Source organism: Paeniglutamicibacter sp. Y32M11 (genome assembly GCF_019285735.1).
In the GTDB taxonomy this organism is placed as follows: Bacteria; Actinomycetota; Actinomycetes; order Actinomycetales; family Micrococcaceae; genus Paeniglutamicibacter.
This window is the reverse complement of sequence record NZ_CP079107.1, coordinates 2,675,372-2,695,608: the sequence shown is the minus strand read 5'-3', so window position 1 is coordinate 2,695,608 and position 20,237 is coordinate 2,675,372. Positions and strand designations below refer to the sequence as shown.

The following is a 20,237-nucleotide window of genomic DNA, read 5'->3' as shown; positions in this document are numbered from 1 at the left end:
GCTACGGCTAGGAACCGGCCAGGGTGATCACGACGTAACCATCGGTGGTGGCCGCCGGTACCCAATGACCCTCGGCACGGTTCCAGACCAGCCCCGCGTAGGAAACCGAGACGGTGCGCTGTGCTTCGGCGTTGGCCACTGCCCATTGGGCGATGGCCCAACCCTGTTTGCCCTTCACCGGAACGCCTACTCGATCCGCATTCAGTGCCCGAGCGGTCAACCCGGTTTGCGCCTTCAAATCCTTTATGACGGTGGGATTCGATCCAGCACCCTCGGTGGGACGCAGGGTGCAATTAAGCGTGGAAGGGGAATTGCCCGTTAGCGCGGAGGCGAAGGCCTTGGCCAGCCCCTCATGCTTGGCATAGGCCAGCGGGTAGGCAGAACGTTGAACCTTCTGTGCGGCGGCCGTGATCTCCATCGACGTATAGTCAAACGTCTCTAACTCCTGGAAGAACCGGTTCGCGGCGTAGCGCGGATTCATGATCTGTTCCTCGGTGCCCCAGCCCATGCTGGAACGCTGCTGAAACAGACCGCGTGAATCTGGCCCGGCATTGTCTCCATAGTCGATGTTGGTCAACTTGGATTCTTGCATCGCGGTGGCGATGCCGATGCTGGCGGCGCGGGCAGGCAAGCCACGTTTGGTGGCAATTGCGGTGATCAGCGCCGCGTTGGACGCCTGCTCGGGGGAGAGGGTGTGCTGGGTGGATCCGACCACCGCGGTGCATTTTTCGCGCACCACGGTGGTGTCAAAGCCGATGAAGTTGACAGCAGCATAGAGCCCGCCACCGATCAACCCCATGGCTAGGACGACGGAAACCAGTGTGCGGCCCCAACGCCGCTTACCGCGGTGCCGGTGACGCTGCTCCGCGGGTGGTTGCGAGCCTATGGTGAGGACTCGCTGGTGTGCATCAGTTGGCATGCAGGGCGCTGTTGAGCTCGACGTGCTGGCCGGCACGCGGCAAGGCTTCAACGGCGCCGGTGATCGAGTTGCGGCGGAAGAGCAGGTTGGAAACTCCGGAGAGCTCCACGGCCTTCACTACCTTGTCGCCCAGCTGAACGCGGGTGCCGGCCGTGACGTAGAGTCCGGCCTCCACGACCGAATCGTCGCCAATGGAAATGCCGACGCCGGAGTTGGCGCCGAGCAATACTCGTTCGCCGATGACAATCTTTTCCTTGCCGCCACCGGAAAGGGTGCCCATGATGGAGGCGCCGCCTCCGACATCCGAACCGTCGCCCACTACCACCGAGGCCGAAATGCGGCCCTCGACCATGGAAGCGCCCAGGGTGCCGGCATTAAAGTTAACAAAACCCTCGTGCATCACGGTGGTTCCGGAGGCCAGGTGTGCCCCGAGGCGAACACGTCCACCATCGGCAACTCGTACGCCGGTGGGAACCACGTAGTCGAGCATGCGCGGGAATTTGTCGACCCCGAACACCGTCAGCGGGCCGCGGTGACGCAACCGGAGGCGGGTGCGTTCGAAGTCGGCCACGGCGCAGGGACCAAAGTTGGTCCACACCACGTTCTGCAGCAGGCCGAAGGCCCCGTCGAGGTTCACGTTGTTCGGCTCTACCAAGCGGTGGGAGAGCAGGTGCAGACGCAGCCACACGTCCGCGGTGTCTGCGGGGGCTACATCAATGTTGATTTCCAGGGAGATGACGCCCTGGGTGGTGCCGCGGTCAGCATCGTCGCTGGCTGCTGCGGCAAGATCGCCTTCGATCTGTGCCGCGTCTTCAAGAATGCCGAGAGCTGGTTGCGGGAACCACACGTCGAGGATCAATCCATCGGAGGCGTACGTGGCCAAGCCGTGGGCCGAAGCAATTCTGAGGTCCTGGGTGGGCGCGTGCGCAAGTTTGTTGTCTACCGGTGTCATGAATCAATCTTAGCGTGGGCCAAGGTACTAATCTGGGATTGTGCACAGCAAACCCAGCCCCGCCACCACACCCACCACCACTTCGGCCACGAATCTGGACCTGTACGGTGATGTTGCCGATCTGACCGCAACATTGATGGACATCGAATCGGTCTCCGGCAACGAACGAGCCCTGGCCGATGCCATCGAGTCGGCCCTGCGAAAGATCCCGTCGTTACAGGTGCACCGTGACGGTGATTCGCTGGTGGCCCGCACCACGTTAGGTCGAGCCGAGCGTGTCATTTTGGCCGGGCACCTGGACACCGTGCCGCTTCCCACCACGCCGGGCTCGCGTGGAACCGTCCCCTCAGCGTGGGACGGGGAAACACTTTATGGGCGCGGCGCCACGGATATGAAGGGCGGCGTGGCAGTTCAGCTCGCGCTGGCGGCCACATTGAGCGAACCGAACCGTGACATCACCTTCATCTTCTACGATCACGAAGAAGTAGAAGGATCGAAGTCTGGGCTGGGCCGGCTGGCACGCAATAACCCCGAATTGCTCGTTGGGGACTTCGCGATCCTGCTGGAACCCACCAACGGGACGGTGGAGGGCGGATGCAACGGCACAAGCCGCTACAAGGTCCGCACCAAGGGTGTCGCCGCGCACTCGGCCCGTGCATGGATGGGCGAAAATGCCATTCATGCCGCGGCGCCCATTTTGCAAATCCTGGCAGTTTACCAGCCCCGGACGGTGAACGTGGACGGACTCGAGTACCGCGAATCGATGAATGCCGTCCGCATTAACGGCGGCATCGCTGGCAACGTGATTCCCGATGCCTGTGAGGTTGAGGTCAACTACCGGTTCGCGCCCGATAAAGACGTAGCCGCCGCCGAGGCCCATGTATTTGAGCTGTTTGCCGGGTTCGACATCATTCGCACCGATGGTGCCGGCGGTGCACGTCCCGGACTGCAGCACCCCGTCGCTGCTGCCTTTGTGGCAGCCGTCGGGCAGGCACCAAAACCCAAATATGGTTGGACAGACGTAGCCCGCTTCTCCGATTTGGGCATCCCCGCGGTGAACTTCGGCCCGGGCGATGCCTTGCTGGCCCATTCGGATAATGAACATGTCACCCGTGGTGCCATCCACGAATGCCTTGCGGCACTGCGCCGCTGGCTCGGCGCCGAGCTCTAGAGACCGCACGCGCTCCGGGTCGTTACCCTGGGCGCAGGGTTGTCGTCACCGGTGACTAAACCGCGCACCACATAAGAATGCCGCCATCCCCGCGAAGGGGATGGCGGCATTCTTGTATATCGTGCTAAACGCGGCGAACGAAGTTCGTGCCTACTTCGTTCCGTCGCCCGGGGGTACGGCCAGCGGAAGCAGAGCGTCAGCTTCTGGCGCTGCCGGCACATCGTTTGGCATCCGACTGCTCAGCCGGCGTGAAACGAATTCTGCCAACTTGCTCAGGGCGAAGTTGATCAGGATGAACACTGCCGCAGCAACCAGCAGGGCCTGCAGCATGTTGCCGTTGGCCGAGGCGAAGGTACGTGCGAAGAACAGGAACTCCGTGAAACCGATGATGTAGCCCAGTGCGGAGTCCTTCAGGATCACCACGAACTGGCCGATCAGTGCCGGCAACATGGCCACCAGAGCCTGCGGAATTTCGATCAGGCGCAAGGACTGGGTGCCGGTCAAGCCGATCGCAATGCCGGCTTCACGCTGACCCTTAGGCAAGTTCCGGACACCGGAACGCACCAATTCGGCGACGACGGAACCGTTGTAGAGCATCAGCGAAATGACCACTGCCCAGTACGGCGCATCGGTGCCGTCAACGACGCCGGTGCGCGAGAGCAGGATGTTGAAGAATACGATCATCAACAGCACCGGTACTGCACGGAAGAATTCCACCACGACGGTGGAGAACCAGCGCAAGGCCTTGACCTCGGCCAACAACCCCATGCCGAAAAGGAGACCGAACGTGACCGAAAGGACAATGCTCAGACCGGCGGCCTTCAGGGTGTTCAACAGACCTGGTAGCAGGAAATTGACCCAGGCATTGGAGGTGAATAGCGAGGACCACAAGGATCCTTCCATCTGCCCCTTGGCCGCAAGACCGGAGATCACCAGGTAGAGCAGGCCCACGATGAGTAGGATGCCCACGATATTGATCAGCAGAATGCGTTGCTTGGCCTTGGGGCCGGGAGTATCAAAGAGAACTGATGCGCTCATCGGGCCACCGCCAATTTCTTAGAAAGCCAGGTGGTCAGCAGACCCACCGGGATGATGATGATGACAAACCCGGCGGCGAAGGTCGCGAAGATCGGGATGATCATGTTGCCATTGAATTCGAGCATCGTTTTCATGACCGACGATGCCTCGATGGCCACCGAACTCACGGCCGCGACGGTGGAGTTCTTGATCAGTGCGATCAGCACATTGCCCAGGGGAACGATCGAGCCACGGAATGCCTGGGGCAAGATGACTTCTCGCGCAGCGGGAAGAAAGCTCAGCCCGATGGCGCGTGCTGCCTCGGCCTGGCCGACGGGTACGGTGTTGACGCCCGAGCGAATGGCCTCACAAACGAATGCTGCGTGGTAGATCGCCAGGCCCATCACGGCCAGGTTGAAGAAGTTCTGGTTGAAGTCAGCCGCGAGCGAGAAGCCCAGCTGGTTGTACAGGGCCAGAACGCCGAAGAGCAAGATGATTGTCAACGGGGTGTTGCGGATGATATTCACGTAGCCGGCACCGAAGGCCACAAAGCTGCGTACCGGTGAAATGCGCATCATCGCAAGAATGGTGCCCAGCACCGTGGCACCGATGGCCGCCCAGAAGGTCAGCTGGATATTGACCCAAAAGGCTGCCGGAATGTTGTACTGGGTGAACAGGGAGAGATAGTTCTCCATTAATCTGCCTCGATTTCAGCGGTCGAAGGGACCGAATCGGTAGAACGGTGTGTGCCCCCATCAACGACGGAGGCACACACTCTAGGTGACTGGCGCGTTGGTTAGGCGCAGGCGTCCATCTTGGGCGGGTTGGTCTTGGCGTTCGGGGTGAAGCCGGTGCCCGCGGTGTTGGCCTCGATGGCCTTCTTCCATTCACCGGAGGTGATCATCTTGGTGATCGCGGTGTTGATGGCTTCGCACTTGTCGGATTCCTTGTTCAGGCCAACTCCGTACTTCTCTTCGGAGAAGGTGTTTCCGACAACCTTGAACTTGCCCGCGTTGGCCGGCTGCGCAGCCAGGCCAGCCAAAATGATGTCATCGGTGGTTACAGCGTCAATGGTGCCGCCACCCATGCCGCCGAGGCACTCCGCGTAGCCGGCCTGCTCCTGCAGGTTCACACCGGTAGCGAACTGGTCTTTAATCTTCTGTGCCGAGGTTGAACCCGTGACCGAGCACAGGTTCTTGCCATTGAGCTCCTCGGGACCGGTAATAGTCGAATCGGCGGGAACCAGCAGGTCCTGTCCGGCGACGAGGTAGGGGCCAGCGAAAGCGACCGATTCCTTACGCTTGTCGGTGATCGAGTAGGACGCGAAGATCATATCGACCTGCTTGTTCTGCAAGGCAATCTCGCGGTTGGCCGAGGGAGTCGAGATGAACTCAATTTTGTCGGCCGGGTAGCCGAGCTCGTTGGCGACATACTTGGCTACGTCAACGTCAAACCCCTTGTAGTCGTTGCCGTCTTTGTAGCCGACACCTGGCTGGTCGAACTTGATGCCGATCTTGATCTTGTCCGACGAAGAATCGCCGCCTGATCCACCGCAACCGGTGAGTGTCAATGCCGCGACTGCTGCCATGGCTGCTACTGCTGAAATGCGGGACTTACGCATCGTTTCTCCTTGTTATGTTCATCAGTGTGAGTGAGATTTGCTTCCATCAAGCTGAGAAAGCTGGGAGGTGCTCAGTTGGTGATGAGTTTGCCGAGGAAGTCCTTGGCGCGGGCACTTTGCGGGTTGGTGAAGAATTCCTGAGGTGTTGCTTCTTCGACGATTTGACCGTCTGCCATGAAGATCACGCGGTCCGCTGCCTTGCGGGCAAAGCCCATCTCGTGAGTTACCACGATCATGGTCATGCCTTCCTTAGCTAGACCGACCATGGTGTCAAGGACCTCATTGATCATTTCCGGGTCCAGTGCCGAGGTTGGTTCATCAAAAAGCATGACCTTCGGGCGCATGGCCAGTGCACGGGCGATGGCAACACGCTGCTGCTGGCCTCCCGAAAGCTGGGCAGGAAGCTTGTCTTTCTGATTGGCAACGCCAACGCGTTCCAATAAGGAAAGCGCAAGTTTGTCTGCTTCGGCTTTTTTCATGCCCTTGACCTTGATCGGCCCGAGAGTCACATTTTCCAAGATCGACTTGTGTGCGAAGAGGTTGAATGACTGGAACACCATGCCGACATCGGCGCGGAGGTTTGCCAGCATCTTGCCTTCTTCGGGCAACACCTTGCCGTCAATCTCGATGGAACCGGTGTCGATGGTTTCCAGACGATTGATGGTTCGGCACAGGGTCGACTTTCCTGAGCCGGAAGGGCCCAAGACAACAACGACTTCACCCTTGGTGACTTCGAGGTTGATGTTCTGGAGAACATGCAGAGGGCCGTAGTGCTTGTTCACGGCGGACAACTTGACGATTGGGGTCAGGCCCGACTTAGCGCTATTCGAGTGGGATTCGGTACTCATGTGAAGAACACTAGCCGAAGTGATCGCCTTCACGCCCGCTTTTTGGGGGATGATGCCAAATCTTTGCCGAATTGATTTGGGGTCCGACCAGTCGGATCGTGCAAAACCGATACAGTGGTTGGCATGCGTCGCCAGAACCCAAGCCCCAAGAACTTCGATTCACTGCCGGACCCCGCCCGACGAAAGGGCTCGGTGGTCTTGCGTCATTCGCAGGCCAATACCGAACAGTCGGACAGCTATTTACTCGATACACGAGAAGATCAAGATTTCACGCATACCGACCCGTGGAGGGTCTTGAGGATCCAGAGCGAGTTTGTTGAGGGATTCGGAGCGTTGTCTGGCCTCGGCCCGGCGATCAGCGTTTTCGGATCGGCCAGGACGAAGCGCGGGTCCGAGCGCTATGCCCAGGCGGAGAAGATCGGTGAACTGATTGCTGCCGCCGGAGTCGCGGTGATTACCGGCGGGGGTCCCGGTGCCATGGAGGCGGCCAACAAGGGTGCCATCGCCGGTGGCGGAATTTCCGTCGGTCTGGGAATCGAGCTGCCCTTCGAGACTGGACTTAATGAGTGGGTAGATCTTGGCATCAACTTCCGTTACTTCTTTGCCCGTAAAACCATGTTCGTCAAGTACTCGCAAGGGTTCATTGTGCTTCCCGGTGGCTACGGGACCCTTGATGAACTTTTTGAGGCGTTGACCCTGGTGCAGACCGAAAAGGTCACTGGCTTCCCAATCGTCCTGATGGGCACCTCGTACTGGGCACCGCTGCTGGAATGGTTGCGCAACACCGTGGCGGAAGAGGGAGCCATCTCCATTGCTGACCTCGACCTGATCCACCTCACCGACAGCGTCGAGGAGGCAGTGGACATTGTGGTGAACTCTGCTCGTCCCAATGGCTTTGTCGCGGCAGATTAAAAAGTACCGAGCCCCTTTCGAGGGAACTAAAGGAGTTCACTTTGGTTTACATGTTGCTGGTGATTGCCATTCTTGTTTTGGGTGGTGCCGTCTTACTGGGTATTGGAACAAAACGTAACCACAGATCCCCGAACGGTCGCCGATTTGAACAACCGATGGGTCCAATTCACGGTCTTGTAGAACCCGTGGCGAGCTTGCCTCCGGTGCTTCTGCCTTCCGAACCCGTGGCCGCAGACGTTGATGCGGTGAGCTTTTCGCTGGGGCTTCGAGGCTACCGCTGTGACCAAGTTGACGAGGTGCTTGATGCGCTTTCGGCGGAGCTGGACAGGTTGCATGAGGTCATCGCGGCACACGGAAAAGTGGCTGTGATTAGCAACACGAGCGATTCTTCGGAATAATAGAGAGTAGCAAGTTGAAAGTGGATCTCGATTTTCCGGATTCGCCAATTAACCCATCACGGGTGCGGGGCCACAAGTCCTTCACCTCAAATGAAAAGGAACAGCGCTAATGGCTGCGATGAAACCACGTACCGGGGATGGTCCGATGGAAGTCACCAAGGAAGGCCGTAGCCTGATCATGCGTGTACCGATTGACGGCGGCGGACGTCTGGTTGTTGAGCTTAATGCCGATGAAGCCGCACAGCTGCGGGACTGCTTGGTTGGCGCAACGGAGTAGAACTACTGCGTCTTAACGCCATGGGGCGGGGACATGGTCATTTGCGACCGTGTCCCCGCCCCATGAGTGCTTAAGCCGAAAAGCCCCTACGTCGTGAACCTGTGAGTCAGGTGTCCGTGGGCTAGCTGATACGTGCGGCCAATTGCAGGCCTAGCCCGGTAGGGATCAACGTGGTGGAGAAGCGCTCGTCCTCACGCAGCATTCGGGTGGCGTTGCGCGTGGCCACGGTGCTGGGCCGGCGCACGGCCGGCTTGGCAACGCGGTGCTGATCAAAGGCATCGTGCATGATGATTAATCCGCCAATACGCACCAGCCGGATGGCCTGGGCTGCATACTCGGTTAGATGGTCTTTATCGGCATCGATGAACACTAAGTCGTAGGCGCCGTCGGTCAGCCGCGGCAGCACATCCTGAGCGCGACCGGAAATCACGCGGGTCCTTGAACCGTCAACACCTGCCTCGCGGAATGCTTCGCGCGCCGCCGCCAAATGGTCCACATCGATGTCGATGGTAGTTAAGGCCGCTTGTTTTCCCGCGCCGCGGAGAAAACTGGTACCCGAGACGCCGACACCCGTTCCGATCTCCACCATGTTACGGGCGCCGCTGATGGTCGCGAGGACCGTCAGGAGGTTGGCCGTAGAAGCTCCGACCGACTCAACACCTAGCTCGCGTCCGCGTTCACGCGCCCGTTCGAGCACCGAATCTTCTTGCGCCTGTGCTTGTGAATAGGTCAAGCTGCTAAAGATGTCCAGGTTCATGGCTTTACGGCAAATCCTTCGAAGGTGGTGGCGGCGGAAACCTCGAGGTTATCAGCCGTAGGACCATCTTATCCTCGCGCAGAAGAGACGGTCGGGATGAAGCATGCGTGGGTCAAACACAGGCAGCGTTCAGCTTCCCCTCAGGCTCCTGCGACAAACTGTTCACTGTGAATGTTTCTCGTTTGTCTTCAGCCGCCGCGTCGCCGGACCCCGACCACATCCTTGAGCACACCGTGCCAACGTGGGATGAAGTTGTCAGGGACCATGCACCGCGCGTCTACCGCTTGGCCTATCGCCTGACCGGTAACCGACAGGATGCCGAGGATCTGGCACAGGAAACCTTTGTACGTGTCTTCCGTTCGCTTGATTCTTTCGTTCCCGGCACGATCGGCGGATGGCTTCACCGCATCACCACCAACCTGTTCTTGGACCAGGCGCGACGTAAGTCCCGTATTCGTTTTGACGGGCTGGCCGAGGACGCCGAGACGAAGATTCCCGGCACGGCACCGGGGCCGGAGCGCAGCTTCGAATACAACAATCTCGATGTAGATATTCAGGCTGCGCTCGAAGCTCTGAGCCCAGAATTCCGTGCAGCAGTGGTGCTCTGTGATCTCGAGGGACTTTCTTATGAGGAAGTTGCGGAGGCCTTGAACGTCAAGCTTGGAACGGTGCGCTCTCGGATTCACCGCGGTCGAGGAATGCTGCGCGAGAAGCTTGCGCACCGCAACCCCGCAGTTCGGCCGCCAGCGACGGTTTCGCTACCGAAGATCCGGCGGACGATCACGGGAGTGCGTTAGGATATGCATCGTTACGTTGCGTGGATGGGTGAGTACGTTGATGGTCGGTTGGGCCGACTCCGTACCCGATCGCTGGAACGACACGTGCTCCGCTGCGAACCGTGCGGCAAGGAGTTGGAAGTGACGCGGAACCGATCCATGAACGGTTCGCGAAATTCGGAGCAACCCCCACTGAGCGCGCAAACCCTTCTGGGAACGCACTATGCGATGCCGGTCGAGAACGGGTCCGACAAAAGTCGATACCACGCCATCGTCCCCACCACGGTGTTGCTGCTGACCTTTGCTCTGCTGGGGACCATCGCGGGGCTTTCCTGGCTCTTGGGTGCGCCAGCCGCGCGGCTGGCCCCCACGAGTGATCCCGCAGAGTCGTGGAGCGTGTCCGAGCGGAGCCTTGACACCCAATCGCTCAGCGCGCTGCGCCAGGCCGGCTGGACCTGTCCCGTCATCGATGCAACAGGATTCGGCCTCACCTCGGCCACCGGAGCGCTGAAGAACGGCCAAGCCACGGTGACGCTGCTCCTTGGTGATGGCCAAGACACCGTTGAGATCTCCGAAATCCGCAGCGTGACCGAGCAACCCAAAACAGTGATTCCCACGGCCAAGGCCGCCAAGGCAAGCCTTGACCCGACCTCCGGGATGCTAACCGAATTGGGTCATCGACTCGGTGGCAAGGCGGGGGCCGCAGTCACCTATGACGATGGAACGGCGACGCTTCAGCTCGAGGATGTGAAGTATCGGATCACCACGAGCCTAACCAAGGCCGACATGGAAAAAATCCTGCAGCGACTAGTGGTGGGAGAACATACGCGGGTTATGTCCCTCGATTCGTCCTCCGAGGATTATTCGCAGCGTCTATTGCGGGGGTTCTCGCGGTTGATGGTGCTGGACTTCCAGTAAGCTGAGATCCTGGCCAAGTGTGAAAACAGGGAGTCTTCAAGGGTGTTGTTCGGAATTAATGGCAGTGAACTGCTGGTGCTTGCCATTTTGGCCGTCGTAATCTTGGGACCTGAAAAGCTTCCCGAGTATGCCGCTCAGCTGGCCCGGCTCGTCAAGGAGCTTCGTCGCATGGCCACCGGTGCCAAGGAGAAATTGCGCGACGAGGTTGGCGATGACATCGTCGACTTGGACTGGAAAAAACTTGATCCGCGGCAGTACGACCCACGCAAGATCATCAAGGAAGCGTTGCTCGATGACTTCGAAGATGCCGTAAGTGCGATTAAGGAAACCCCCGCTGCGGCGGTTCAGCAGCGTGCCGTGGGCACCAAGCAGATTACGCGCTTGGCTGTGAATGAACCGGCGCCCTTCGACAACGAGGCCACCTAGGCCTCACAACGGGTTCTGCGGCACCAGAGCCTTTTTAAACCAATCATGGCGGCATCCCGGAGAAGGGTTGCCGCCATTGTTGTGTCGCGGCCCTGGCGTCCGGTAAATGCGAGCCCGTGGGACGCTATGGCCAGCAGGGCTCATCTAGGGCTTAGCGGGGACTAACTCCCAAGGGACGTCCCGCTAGACCACGTGGGCGATGCGTCAGAGCACGCGCAATGGCGGTGATCTGCAGAGCTGCCGGTGCCTGGGGATGAGAAATGACCAGCGGAAGGCCTTCATCCCCGCCGGCGCGCAGCATCGGGTCCAGCGCCACCTGGCCCAGCAGGGGTACCTCGGTTCCCAAGACCAGCTCCAGACGGTGCGCCAGTTCGACTCCGCCGCCGGAGCCGAAGACCTCCATGGTGGAACCATCGGGCAACTGCAGCCAGCTCATGTTTTCGATGACACCGATGACCTTCTGCCCGGTGGATACGGCGATGGATCCAGCACGCTCGGCGACCTGAGCCGCAGCGGCCTGCGGCGTGGTGATTACCACCAGCTCCGAGCCCGGCAACAGCTGGGAGACGGAGATGGCGATATCCCCGGTACCCGGGGGCAAATCCAGCAGCAGCACATCCAGATCTCCGAAGTGGACATCGGTGAGGAACTGTTCCAATGCCCGGTGCAGCATCGGCCCACGCCAGATCACCGGCTTGTTGTCCGGAACGAACATGCCGATCGAGATGACCTTCACCCCGTGAGCCACCGGAGGCAGAATCATCTCGTCCACCCGCGTGGGAGAGGCGTGCGGAATGCCAAGCAAGCCGGGAATGGAGAAGCCGTGTACATCGGCATCGATCAGTCCCACGCGCAGCCCATCGGCGGCCATGGCGCAGGCAAGATTGGCGGTCAGTGATGACTTGCCCACTCCGCCCTTGCCGCTGGCGATGGAAATGACGCGCGTCAGTGAGGCGGGGTCAGAAAACGGGATACTGCGGCTGAGCAATGACTCGCGTAGTTCGGCGCGTTGTTCGGGACTCATCACGCCCAGGGTGAGTTCAACGTGCTGAACCTCGCTCATCGCGCGAAGCGCCGCATCAACGTCCGCCTCGATGGTGGAACGCATCGGGCAGCCGGCAATCGTGAGCAGCACGCGGACCTGAGCCGTGCCATTGCTCAGGGTCGCGGAGTCGACCATGCCCAGTTCGGTGATGGGGCGGCGTAATTCTGGATCTTGGACGCGGGAGAGAGCTTCAAGGAGCCGAGGCTCGATGGTCATGGGTTCTCGTTCTTTTTGGGGTGTTGCTTGCGCTTGGGTTCGGGGGAGATCTGCGGAATCAGTCCGGTGTTGGGCGCTGAACGGTCCTTGCGTTTGGAGGGCTTGGCCGGTTTGGCGCGTAGCTTCAGCTCCTCACCGTCGGACGTTTCTAGCAGATCCTCTAGGGCGGAACGCAGTTCGGAGCGCACGTAGTCACGGGTTGCCACATCGCGCAGGGCGATGCGCAGGGCGGCGAGTTCACGGGTGAGGTACTCGGTGTCCGAGAGGTTGCGCTCGGCGCGGCCGCGGTCCTCGGAAAGTGAGACCCGGTCCCGGTCATCCTGCCGGTTCTGTGCCAGCAGCAGCAAGGGCGCGGCGTAGGACGCCTGCAGAGAGAGCATCAGCGTCAGTGCCGTGAAGCCCAGGGCAGCGGAGTCAAATCTCCAGGCCTCCGGGGCGAAGATGTTCCAGATCAGCCAGAACACACAGAAGATGGTCATGTAGAAAAGGAATTGCGGGGTGCCCATGAACCGCGCGAATTTCTCCGTGCTCGAACCGAACCTGTCCGGGTTCGGGGAAAAGCGTGGGAAGAAGCGTCCGCGGGCGGACATGGGAGTGTCAAGGCCGGTGGACACTTGGCGCTTCTCAGCCATGCGAAGCTCCGTTCACTGGTGGTTGTGGCTCGACCGTGCTCGCATCGTGAATGTCATCGTGAGTACGCCAGTCTTCGGGCAAAATATGATCAAGCACGTCGTCAACCGTGACAGCGCCGACCAATCGGCCATCACTGTTCACCACGGCCAGCGATGTCAGGTTGTAGCTGGCCAGCGTGCGCGCTACCTCGGCGACATTCGCCATGTCGGCGATGGGTTCAACATCCGAGTCAAGAATGTTGCCTAGGGACTCCGGCGGCGGGGTGCGCAGCAGGGCCTGAATGTGTACGGCACCCAGATAGCGACCGGTGGGGGTCTCCAGCGGCGGGCGGGTCACAAAGACGGTGGAGGCCAGCGCGGGGCTCAGCTCCTCGCGACGCACCGAGGCCAGCGCCTCGGCGACGGTGGCTTCGGGGGAGAGGATCACCGGGACCGGGGTCATCATCGATCCGGCGGTGCCCTCGGGGTAGGAGAGCAAGCGGCGCACATCGCGCGCGTCCTCGGGCTCCATGAGTTCAAGCAACGCGTGTTTGGTGTCTTCGGAGAGCTCCCCGAGGAGGTCAGCGGCGTCGTCCGGGTCCATCTCTTCCAGAACGTCGGCGGCGCGTTCCATGTCCAGAGCGGAAATGATCTGGACCTGTTCCTCGTCGGGCATCTCCTGGAGCACATCGGCCAGTCGCTCATCTTGCAGCTCGGAGGCGACCTCAACTCGACGCTTCTGATTCATCTCATGCAGCGCATCGGCGAAGTCCGCAGGCTTCATCTCGTCGTGTGTTGCGACGTAGGTGCTAGCGGCCTGGGGTTCGTGCAGCGCGGTGTGTTCAATCGCGTCCCAGGGCACCAGCAGTCGTTCCCCACGGGTGCGGCGCAGGCTCAACAGACCGGTGGTTGGTGCACCACGGCGCACATAGTAGTCCGAGACGATCCAATCCCCGTTGCGGGCTTGGGCCAGGCCAATGTCCTCGACCACGGCATTGCCGCTGCCATCTTCGAACATCACCCGTCGGTCAAAGAGTTCGGCGGCAGCAAGAATTTCGGCGCCGCGTTGTTGGAAGCGGCGCATGTTGACCAGACCAGAACAGATGATCTGTCCGGCGTCCATGGCTTGGATACGCGTCATGGGCACAAAAACGCGCCGTTTTCCGGGCACCTCAACAACCACGCCGACACATTGGGCGGGTTTGGACACCAGACGCGCGACCACCACGACGTCGCGCAGACGGCCCAGACGATCGCCCAAGGGGTCAAAGACGTCCAGGCCCAACAAACGTGCGATGAAGATCTTCGAAGAATTGCTGCTCACGTCATCTAGGCTACTGCCTGTATCGCGCCCCGGAGCAGTTTGGAGCTTGTGTTGAGTGAGACGTCGGGCAACGAGTTGATCTTTCACCTTCAGCGATCAAGACCCAGCTTCTGGCCGTAGAGCGTGCACAATGGATATATGTCATCCCCACTTGGTGCTTCCCCGTCCAACTCGAACACGCTTGGTTTGCCGCGCGGCGAACTTTTGGGGCGTTACAGCACGTACCTGGATGCGCAGAAGGTGGTGGACTACCTGGCCGACAACGATTTCCCCGTCAGCCACCTGACCATCGTGGGAAATGATCTGAAGTCGGTGGAGCGCGTAACCGCCAAGCTCAGCTATCCGAAGGTTGCCCTGGCCGGCGCGGCGCAGGGCGCGATGTTCGGCATCTTCGTCGGTCTGGTGCTGACCATCTTCTCTCCCGGCGCCAACCCGCTGGCGCAGATCCTGTCCTCGGTAGGTATCGGCATGGCCATCTGGATGCTGGTGGGTGTGGTGAGCTATTCATTCCGTCGCGGTAAGCGTGACTTTGCCTCGCAGTCGCAGGTGTTGGCCACCAACTACGACGTGGTGGTCGCCTTCAGCCATGCTCATGCCGCCCGCGCACTGGCCGCCAAGTTGCCGATGAGCCAGATGGCTGCCGACGCGGGAGTCGGGGCGCACCATACTCCGGTCGCACAGCATGCCCCCACGGCACCCACCGCGGCGCCCGCCACAACGCCAGCTCCTACCGCCGCGATACCGGAGACCTCGGCCACCGGAAGCTATTCGGATTTGCCCGACGGACGCCCACAATTTGGCATTCGCATCCAGGATGAGCGACCCGCGGTGGTGGCAGTCCCGGAGACCGAGTCCGCAGCGGACAAGACGCCCGACGCCGTGAATGACGCCGAAAACGAAGCGGACACCGCGGCCCCGACGACGTCTAGCGTTGAGCCGACGGACACCTCCGCGACAGAGAAGAACCGCACGGAACAGAATAATTAGTTTTCTACGGCTCCGCCCGTCGCAAAAATCAGCACGATACGCCGATGGCGGTCACTTCCCGGTAAGGAAGGTGACCGCCATCGGCGTATCTGGTGCATGAGCGGGAGGCCCCGCGCCGGGCCTAGGCCTTGCGCAGATCGGCCATCCAGGCTTCAACGGCCTCAGGGGTCCGTGGCAGCTCCGCGGAGAGGTTTACCGCCCCATCCTTGGTGATCAGGACGTCGTCCTCGATGCGAACACCGATACCGCGGTACTCCGCTGGCACGGCCAAGTCTTCGTTCTTGAAGTACAGACCCGGTTCGATGGTGAAGACCATGCCCTCCTCCAGGACACCGTCAAGGTAAAGCTCCGCCTTGGCCTGCGCGCAGTCGTGCACATCCAGACCCAGGTGGTGGCTGGTGCCGTGCGGCATCCAGCGGCGGTGCTGCTGTCCCTCCGGGGAGAGCGCCTCTTCGAGTGAGACGGGAAGCAGACCCCATGCATCAAGGTTCTGGGCCAAGACGGTGAGCGCGGCGGTGTGCAGATCACGGAACTTGGTTCCCGGCTTGGCGACGGCGAAGGCCGCCTCCGAGGCATCGAGCACCGCCTGGTAAATCTTGGCTTGGACCTCGGAGTATTTGCCATTGATCGGCAGTGTCCGGGTGATATCGGCAGTGTAGAGGGATTCTGCCTCTACCCCGGCGTCAAGCAAGAGCAGGTCGCCCTCGTTGACCTTGCCGTTGTTGTTGATCCAGTGCAGCACCGTGGCGTTATTTCCGGCCGCCGCGATGGTGTCATAACCTAGGTCGTTTCCTTCTTCGCGGGCGCGGGCGAAGAAAGCGCCCTCCACCACGCGTTCGCCGCGCTCGTGGGTGACCGCGCGGTCAAGGGAACGCACCACGTCGTGGAAGCCGTTGATGGTGGCAGCCACCGACTTCTTGAGTTCGGTAATTTCCCATTCGTCCTTGACGAGGCGGATTTCACTCAGGGCCTCGGTGAGTTCGCCGTCGAGGTTATCGGAAATCTCCAGATCGACCCCGGTGTTGATGCGGGAGGTGTCAACCAGTGCGTCGCAGTTCATGTCAACTTCGCGCAGCAGGCGAATGCGCATGCCGCCGAACTCCACGACGCCGGCGTTTTTGGTGATGGCAACCTCGAGGCCGCTAAGATCTGCGGTGTTCAGGCCCAGACGCGCCTGAAGTAGGGGCAGCGTCGGCCGCGGGCCAATCCAAAATTCGCCGGTGCTGGCGCTGGAATAGAACTCTTCGGAGTCTCGTCCGGCCATGGGGGAGAAGTAGAGGGTTGCCTGGTGATTCGATCCGTTGTCACCGGCACCCTCGGCGGCCGGTTCCATGATCAGTACTGCATCGGGCTCATGGTCCAGACCCAGTCCGGTCAGGTGTGCGAAACCAGAATGTGGGCGAAAACGGTAGTCGGTGTCATTCGAGCGGACCTTGCGCGGTCCGGCCGGAATCACCAAGCGCTCGCCGGGGAAACGCGCGGAAACCGCGGCGCGGCGGGCAGCGGCAAAGGGTGCCACCGCGTCGTTGCCGGGAAGTTCGGAGGTGTCGGCCGCCCACGAGGAGGCCATGAAGGTTTTGAAGGCCTCGGAGTTCGGGCGCTGGGAACGGTTGTTCACGCGCTCTTCGAGGGGCTGGTCGCTGCCGGTGGTGGTGGTTGCATCAGTACTCATTGACCTATCGTCTCAAAGCAAACGCACGAACACCAAGGCGCTGAGCGCAAAGCGGACCGACGAACGTTCCAGCGGACAGTCTTGCCCCGGTAGTGGACCTGCTGTGCCGTGGAAGTACGGGCATTTCTCGGTCCCCAGTCAGCGGTGCGTAGCGGCCTGTTGGGAAGCAAGAGGGATACGCTGAGATGTATGCGAATCGACCTCCATGCTCATTCACATGTTTCAGACGGGACTGAGCCACCCGCCGCGCTAGTAGCTTCGGCCAAGACAGCGGGTCTGGACATCGTGGCGCTGACGGACCACGACCAGACCGCCGGGTGGGAAGAGGCGGCACGCACCGCACTCGAACTTAACATTGGGCTGATCCCGGGAATGGAAATTTCCTGCAAGACCGCCGCTGGGATCAGCGTCCACCTGCTGAGTTACCTGCATGATCCGACCCACGCGGGGCTGCTCGATGAAATCGGCAAGGCCCGCGACGCTCGTATCACTCGCGCTAGGCGCATGGTGGAACTGCTTGCCGAGGACTACCCAGTGGATTGGGACATGATCGCCCATCACTCGGCCCCCGGAGCTACCATCGGTCGGCCACACATTGCTGATGCGCTAGTGACTGCCGGGGTGGTGCGCACTCGTACCGAGGCTTTTGCACAGGTGCTCACGGCACGCTCGCGGTACTACGTGGGGCACTATGCCATGGATCCGGTCACTGCGGTGAAACTGGTGCGGGAGGCCGGCGGAGTTCCGGTGTTCGCTCATCCAGTGGCTTCCGCCCGTGGGAGGGTGGTCGGCGAGGAAACCTTCCACGAGATGATCGAGGCAGGGTTGCTCGGTATCGAAATTGAGCATCGAGACAATCCCGAAGAGGGCAGGCTGTACCTCCGGGAGCTGGCTCGGAAGCATGACCTGATTGTCACAGGATCTTCCGATTACCACGGTGCTGGCAAGCCGAATCGCTTGGGGGAAAATCTCACCAGCAAAGAAATGCTGGCACGCATCGTCGCCGCCGGCACAGGAACGGCACCCGTTGGTTTGCCGGATTTGAGCTAGCACACGTATCAAGCGCACCTTCTTCATCCACGTAAAGGGTTGAAGAAGGTGCGCTTTTTTGTTGCCCTTCAGGGGTCCGTTCTCGGGTGGCGGAGCGCGATCTGTCCCTCTATCGTCACTGTTTTCTTGGTCGACGGCTGGAACCGTTGGCGACCGGCAGCTGAGCGCATAAAGAAATACAAGGGCCATAAGGTCTAGATATTCCCGCACTAACAAATAGCTTTCTTTACAGCAGGAAATCGTCATTTTAGGGGAATCGCCTCTGAGGTGCGTGGCACGATCGATTCACTCTATGTACATCTTCGGGAGTGGCGCCTGTTACTATCGATAAGGTTGCTTCGCCGTACGAAATCTTTTTTGTTGATTATTATTCCAACATTTTGCGGAGCGACCGGTGGCCACTGCGGTGTTAGTTCCACCGTCATTTTGGACGTAATTCGGCATCGCGTTTGTGTGAGGAAATCCTCCCAGCGACATTAGTCTGTCTTCCATGTGCACGGTGTGAATCCCCGATGGTCTGCGCGCTCACAATGCGTCCTTGCCGGATGCTCTCTCGACTCGCGATAGCGAGGTCGATCAATGGTGCCCCAGGTGGCCAGCGCGCAAGTAGTGGAATTGTTGCCGGCGACGTTCCTACGAAGAAAGGTTGGATGTGAATCTTCAAAACGGGGATTACCAAGTCCTTGCGGGATCCGTTGTCATTGGATTGTTGATTGTTTTTTATGGAGGGACGTTTGTCATGTCTCTCTTTATCGGTAAGAAGAAAGAAAATGCCGACGGTTATATGACTGCCGGAAATAAAATTGGCTTCGGAGTCTCTGCTGCGAGTATGACCGCAACGTGGATCTGGGCATCATCGATGTATGCTTCGGCAACTTCGGGCTACACCTACGGTATTTCTGGACCGATTCATTATGGTCTTTGGGGTGCTTTGATGATTCTATTTATCTACCCTTTCGGTCGACGAATCCGTGCTGTTGCTCCGAAGGCGCACACGCTGGCCGAGGTCATGTACGCCCGCCATGGTAGGTCCAGCCAGCTGATGCTTGCCGGTTCGAACATCTTGGGTAGTGTCATATCGTTGACCTCAAACTTCATCGCCGGTGGTGCTCTGATAGCTCTCCTCTCTCCCTTTAGCTTCCGCCAGGGCATCATTGCCGTAGCGGCCGGCATTCTGCTTTATACCCTGTGGTCGGGTTTCCGTGCCTCGGTACTGACCGACTTCGCGCAGGTCGTAGCGATGCTCGGCGCCGTGGTGATCATCATTCCGGTGATCTTCTTCGCCGCTGGCGGGCCAGGGCTTTTCGAAACAGGTGCCTCTAACCTTTCGGCCCAGCAGGGGAACTTCTTCTCCTCCGAAGCCTTCATGAATCAGGGTGCCCCCTATATTGCAGCCGTCTTGGCTTACGCGATTGGTAACCAGACGATCGCTCAGCGACTCTTTGCGGTCCGTGAAGACCTGATCAAGCCGACATTTATTACGGCAACCATCGGTTACGGTGCCACGATCATTGGCTTTGGCATGCTCGGTGTTATCGCACTGTATGCGGGTATCACCCCCATCGATGGCGATTCCAACAACCTGATTCCACAGATGGCCGTGACTTACTTGGGTCCGGTGCTCCTGTGCATCTTCTTCATCATGATCTTGGGATCCCTTTCGTCAACCGCGGATTCGGATCTCGCGGCGCTTTCCTCGATTGCTATGACAGATATTTACGGTCAGTCTGTCGGCAAGCAAAATGCGAATCCCAAGACGATGCTTCTGGTTGGTCGCATCACCATGATTCTGGCCACTGCCGCGGGGTTGTTCTTCGCCAGCGGGAAGATGAATATTCTTGAGCTGCTGGTCTTCGTCGGTGCACTGTGGGGTGCTCTGGTATTCCCCGTCATCGCCAGTTTCTACTGGAAGAAGGTGACCAATATGGCCTTCACGATCTCGACGCTGGCCGCGCTGGCAGCTTTCCTTCCGGTGCGCTTTGAGTGGATCTCGATGACCGGACTGACGGGCTACGCGGTGGACATTATTTCCATCGTCGGCGTTGGCGTCGTGCTGGCACTGATGAGCTTCGGATTCTTCGGACTCAAGGTGGCACGCATTGTGGGCATCGTATCCATCATCGCCGTGGCACCGTTTGCCTTCGGCGTTCTGCATGAATATGCGGTGCTTAGTGGTTCGCTCGTCGCTTACTCGGTGTCCACCGTGGTTTGTTACCTCATGTCGGTTCGTTCCAAACAGGACTTTGACTTCAGCACCATCAAGGATCGTGTGGGCGACTTCGACCCCGTGGAGACGCTGACCAGCGGCTCCGAGAACATCGTCGCTGGCAAGTAGAGACT

21 protein-coding genes and 1 pseudogene are annotated in these 20,237 nt (G+C 59.9%); 11 read left to right on the top strand and 11 right to left on the bottom strand.

Annotated elements, in window-relative coordinates; translation table 11 throughout:
• Nucleotides 1-7: 7 nt before the first annotated feature.
• Both KUF55_RS11825 and dapD read right to left on the bottom strand, forming a co-directional pair.
• On the bottom strand, nt 8-919 hold the full coding sequence (locus KUF55_RS11825) for a hypothetical protein (protein ID WP_255557007.1): 912 nt from the start codon (nt 917-919) through the stop codon (nt 8-10).
• Nucleotides 909-1,871, bottom strand: coding sequence for a 2,3,4,5-tetrahydropyridine-2,6-dicarboxylate N-succinyltransferase (gene dapD, locus KUF55_RS11820; RefSeq protein ID WP_218816753.1), 963 nt, complete (start codon nt 1,869-1,871; stop codon nt 909-911). The genes KUF55_RS11825 and dapD overlap by 11 nt, the downstream gene beginning before the upstream one ends.
• A gap of 37 nt (nt 1,872-1,908) precedes the next feature.
• On the opposite strand from dapD, the gene dapE reads away from it, so the two are divergent.
• Complete coding sequence (gene dapE, locus KUF55_RS11815; RefSeq protein ID WP_218818777.1) at nt 1,909-3,042, top strand: succinyl-diaminopimelate desuccinylase; 1,134 nt, start codon at nt 1,909-1,911, stop codon at nt 3,040-3,042.
• Between the two features lie 150 nt (nt 3,043-3,192).
• Here dapE and KUF55_RS11810 read toward each other — a convergent pair whose 3' ends face one another.
• From KUF55_RS11810 to KUF55_RS11795, 4 genes are all read right to left on the bottom strand, one after another.
• A complete protein-coding gene (locus KUF55_RS11810; protein ID WP_132358489.1) occupies nt 3,193-4,080 on the bottom strand; it encodes an amino acid ABC transporter permease in 888 nt (295 codons plus the stop codon).
• Nucleotides 4,077-4,754 (bottom strand): amino acid ABC transporter permease, encoded by a 678-nt coding sequence (locus tag KUF55_RS11805; protein ID WP_132358487.1) that lies wholly within the window; start codon nt 4,752-4,754, stop codon nt 4,077-4,079. Before KUF55_RS11805 ends, KUF55_RS11810 begins: the two co-directional genes overlap by 4 nt.
• A 101-nt stretch (nt 4,755-4,855) precedes the next feature.
• A complete protein-coding gene (locus tag KUF55_RS11800) occupies nt 4,856-5,680 on the bottom strand; it encodes a glutamate ABC transporter substrate-binding protein (RefSeq protein WP_218816752.1) in 825 nt (274 codons plus the stop codon).
• 71 nt (nt 5,681-5,751) lie between these two features.
• Nucleotides 5,752-6,528, bottom strand: a complete 777-nt coding sequence (locus KUF55_RS11795; protein WP_132358483.1) for an ATP-binding cassette domain-containing protein — start codon at nt 6,526-6,528, stop codon at nt 5,752-5,754.
• 123 nt (nt 6,529-6,651) lie between these two features.
• Between KUF55_RS11795 and KUF55_RS11790 the strand changes: the two genes are divergently transcribed.
• The 3 genes from KUF55_RS11790 (at nt 6,652) to KUF55_RS11780 (ending at nt 8,115) form a co-directional block, all read left to right on the top strand.
• A complete protein-coding gene (locus KUF55_RS11790) occupies nt 6,652-7,440 on the top strand; it encodes a TIGR00730 family Rossman fold protein (RefSeq protein WP_218816751.1) in 789 nt (262 codons plus the stop codon).
• Between the two features lie 185 nt (nt 7,441-7,625).
• Nucleotides 7,626-7,838, top strand: a complete 213-nt coding sequence (locus KUF55_RS18800; RefSeq protein WP_255557006.1) for a DivIVA domain-containing protein — start codon at nt 7,626-7,628, stop codon at nt 7,836-7,838.
• 109 nt (nt 7,839-7,947) lie between these two features.
• Complete coding sequence (locus tag KUF55_RS11780) at nt 7,948-8,115, top strand: DUF3117 domain-containing protein (protein WP_132358477.1); 168 nt, start codon at nt 7,948-7,950, stop codon at nt 8,113-8,115.
• 121 nt (nt 8,116-8,236) lie between these two features.
• Here KUF55_RS11780 and KUF55_RS11775 read toward each other — a convergent pair whose 3' ends face one another.
• Entirely contained in the window at nt 8,237-8,872 is a 636-nt protein-coding gene (locus KUF55_RS11775) for an O-methyltransferase (protein WP_132358476.1), read from the bottom strand.
• 182 nt (nt 8,873-9,054) lie between these two features.
• On the opposite strand from KUF55_RS11775, the gene sigE reads away from it, so the two are divergent.
• From sigE to KUF55_RS11760, 4 genes and pseudogenes are all read left to right on the top strand, one after another.
• Nucleotides 9,055-9,669: an RNA polymerase sigma factor SigE gene (gene sigE, locus KUF55_RS11770; RefSeq protein ID WP_218816750.1), complete on the top strand. Its 615-nt coding sequence runs from the start codon at nt 9,055-9,057 to the stop codon at nt 9,667-9,669.
• A gap of 3 nt (nt 9,670-9,672) precedes the next feature.
• Nucleotides 9,673-9,732: pseudogene (locus tag KUF55_RS19070) on the top strand (hypothetical protein); the annotation flags it as partial.
• Nucleotides 9,733-9,789: 57 nt separating this feature from the next.
• Nucleotides 9,790-10,566, top strand: a complete 777-nt coding sequence (locus tag KUF55_RS11765; RefSeq protein WP_255557005.1) for a hypothetical protein — start codon at nt 9,790-9,792, stop codon at nt 10,564-10,566.
• 45 nt (nt 10,567-10,611) lie between these two features.
• Complete coding sequence (locus KUF55_RS11760) at nt 10,612-10,992, top strand: sec-independent translocase (protein WP_132361049.1); 381 nt, start codon at nt 10,612-10,614, stop codon at nt 10,990-10,992.
• Nucleotides 10,993-11,143: 151 nt separating this feature from the next.
• Here the strand turns inward: KUF55_RS11760 and KUF55_RS11755 are convergent, their stop codons facing one another.
• The 3 genes from KUF55_RS11755 to KUF55_RS11745 are packed head-to-tail and all read right to left on the bottom strand — an operon-like array spanning nt 11,144 to nt 14,188.
• On the bottom strand, nt 11,144-12,253 hold the full coding sequence (locus tag KUF55_RS11755) for a P-loop NTPase (RefSeq protein WP_132358473.1): 1,110 nt from the start codon (nt 12,251-12,253) through the stop codon (nt 11,144-11,146).
• The gene (locus KUF55_RS11750; protein WP_218816748.1) at nt 12,250-12,885 is read right to left on the bottom strand and encodes a DUF1003 domain-containing protein; all 636 of its coding nucleotides are present in this window, start codon (nt 12,883-12,885) and stop codon (nt 12,250-12,252) included. Before KUF55_RS11750 ends, KUF55_RS11755 begins: the two co-directional genes overlap by 4 nt.
• On the bottom strand, nt 12,878-14,188 hold the full coding sequence (locus KUF55_RS11745) for a magnesium transporter MgtE N-terminal domain-containing protein (protein ID WP_132358469.1): 1,311 nt from the start codon (nt 14,186-14,188) through the stop codon (nt 12,878-12,880). Before KUF55_RS11745 ends, KUF55_RS11750 begins: the two co-directional genes overlap by 8 nt.
• A 138-nt stretch (nt 14,189-14,326) precedes the next feature.
• On the opposite strand from KUF55_RS11745, the gene KUF55_RS11740 reads away from it, so the two are divergent.
• Nucleotides 14,327-15,175, top strand: coding sequence for a general stress protein (locus KUF55_RS11740; RefSeq protein WP_218816747.1), 849 nt, complete (start codon nt 14,327-14,329; stop codon nt 15,173-15,175).
• A 121-nt stretch (nt 15,176-15,296) separates the two neighbouring features.
• Here KUF55_RS11740 and KUF55_RS11735 read toward each other — a convergent pair whose 3' ends face one another.
• On the bottom strand, nt 15,297-16,847 hold the full coding sequence (locus KUF55_RS11735) for an aminopeptidase P family protein (RefSeq protein WP_218816746.1): 1,551 nt from the start codon (nt 16,845-16,847) through the stop codon (nt 15,297-15,299).
• Nucleotides 16,848-17,036: 189 nt separating this feature from the next.
• Here KUF55_RS11735 and KUF55_RS11730 point away from each other — a divergent pair, with 189 nt between their 5' ends.
• Nucleotides 17,037-17,897 carry a PHP domain-containing protein gene (locus KUF55_RS11730; RefSeq protein WP_218816745.1) on the top strand — a complete coding sequence of 287 codons (861 nt, stop codon included), beginning with the start codon at nt 17,037-17,039 and terminating at the stop codon, nt 17,895-17,897.
• Between the two features lie 739 nt (nt 17,898-18,636).
• Nucleotides 18,637-20,232 carry a sodium:solute symporter family protein gene (locus tag KUF55_RS11725; RefSeq protein WP_218816744.1) on the top strand — a complete coding sequence of 532 codons (1,596 nt, stop codon included), beginning with the start codon at nt 18,637-18,639 and terminating at the stop codon, nt 20,230-20,232.
• Nucleotides 20,233-20,237 lie beyond the last annotated feature (5 nt).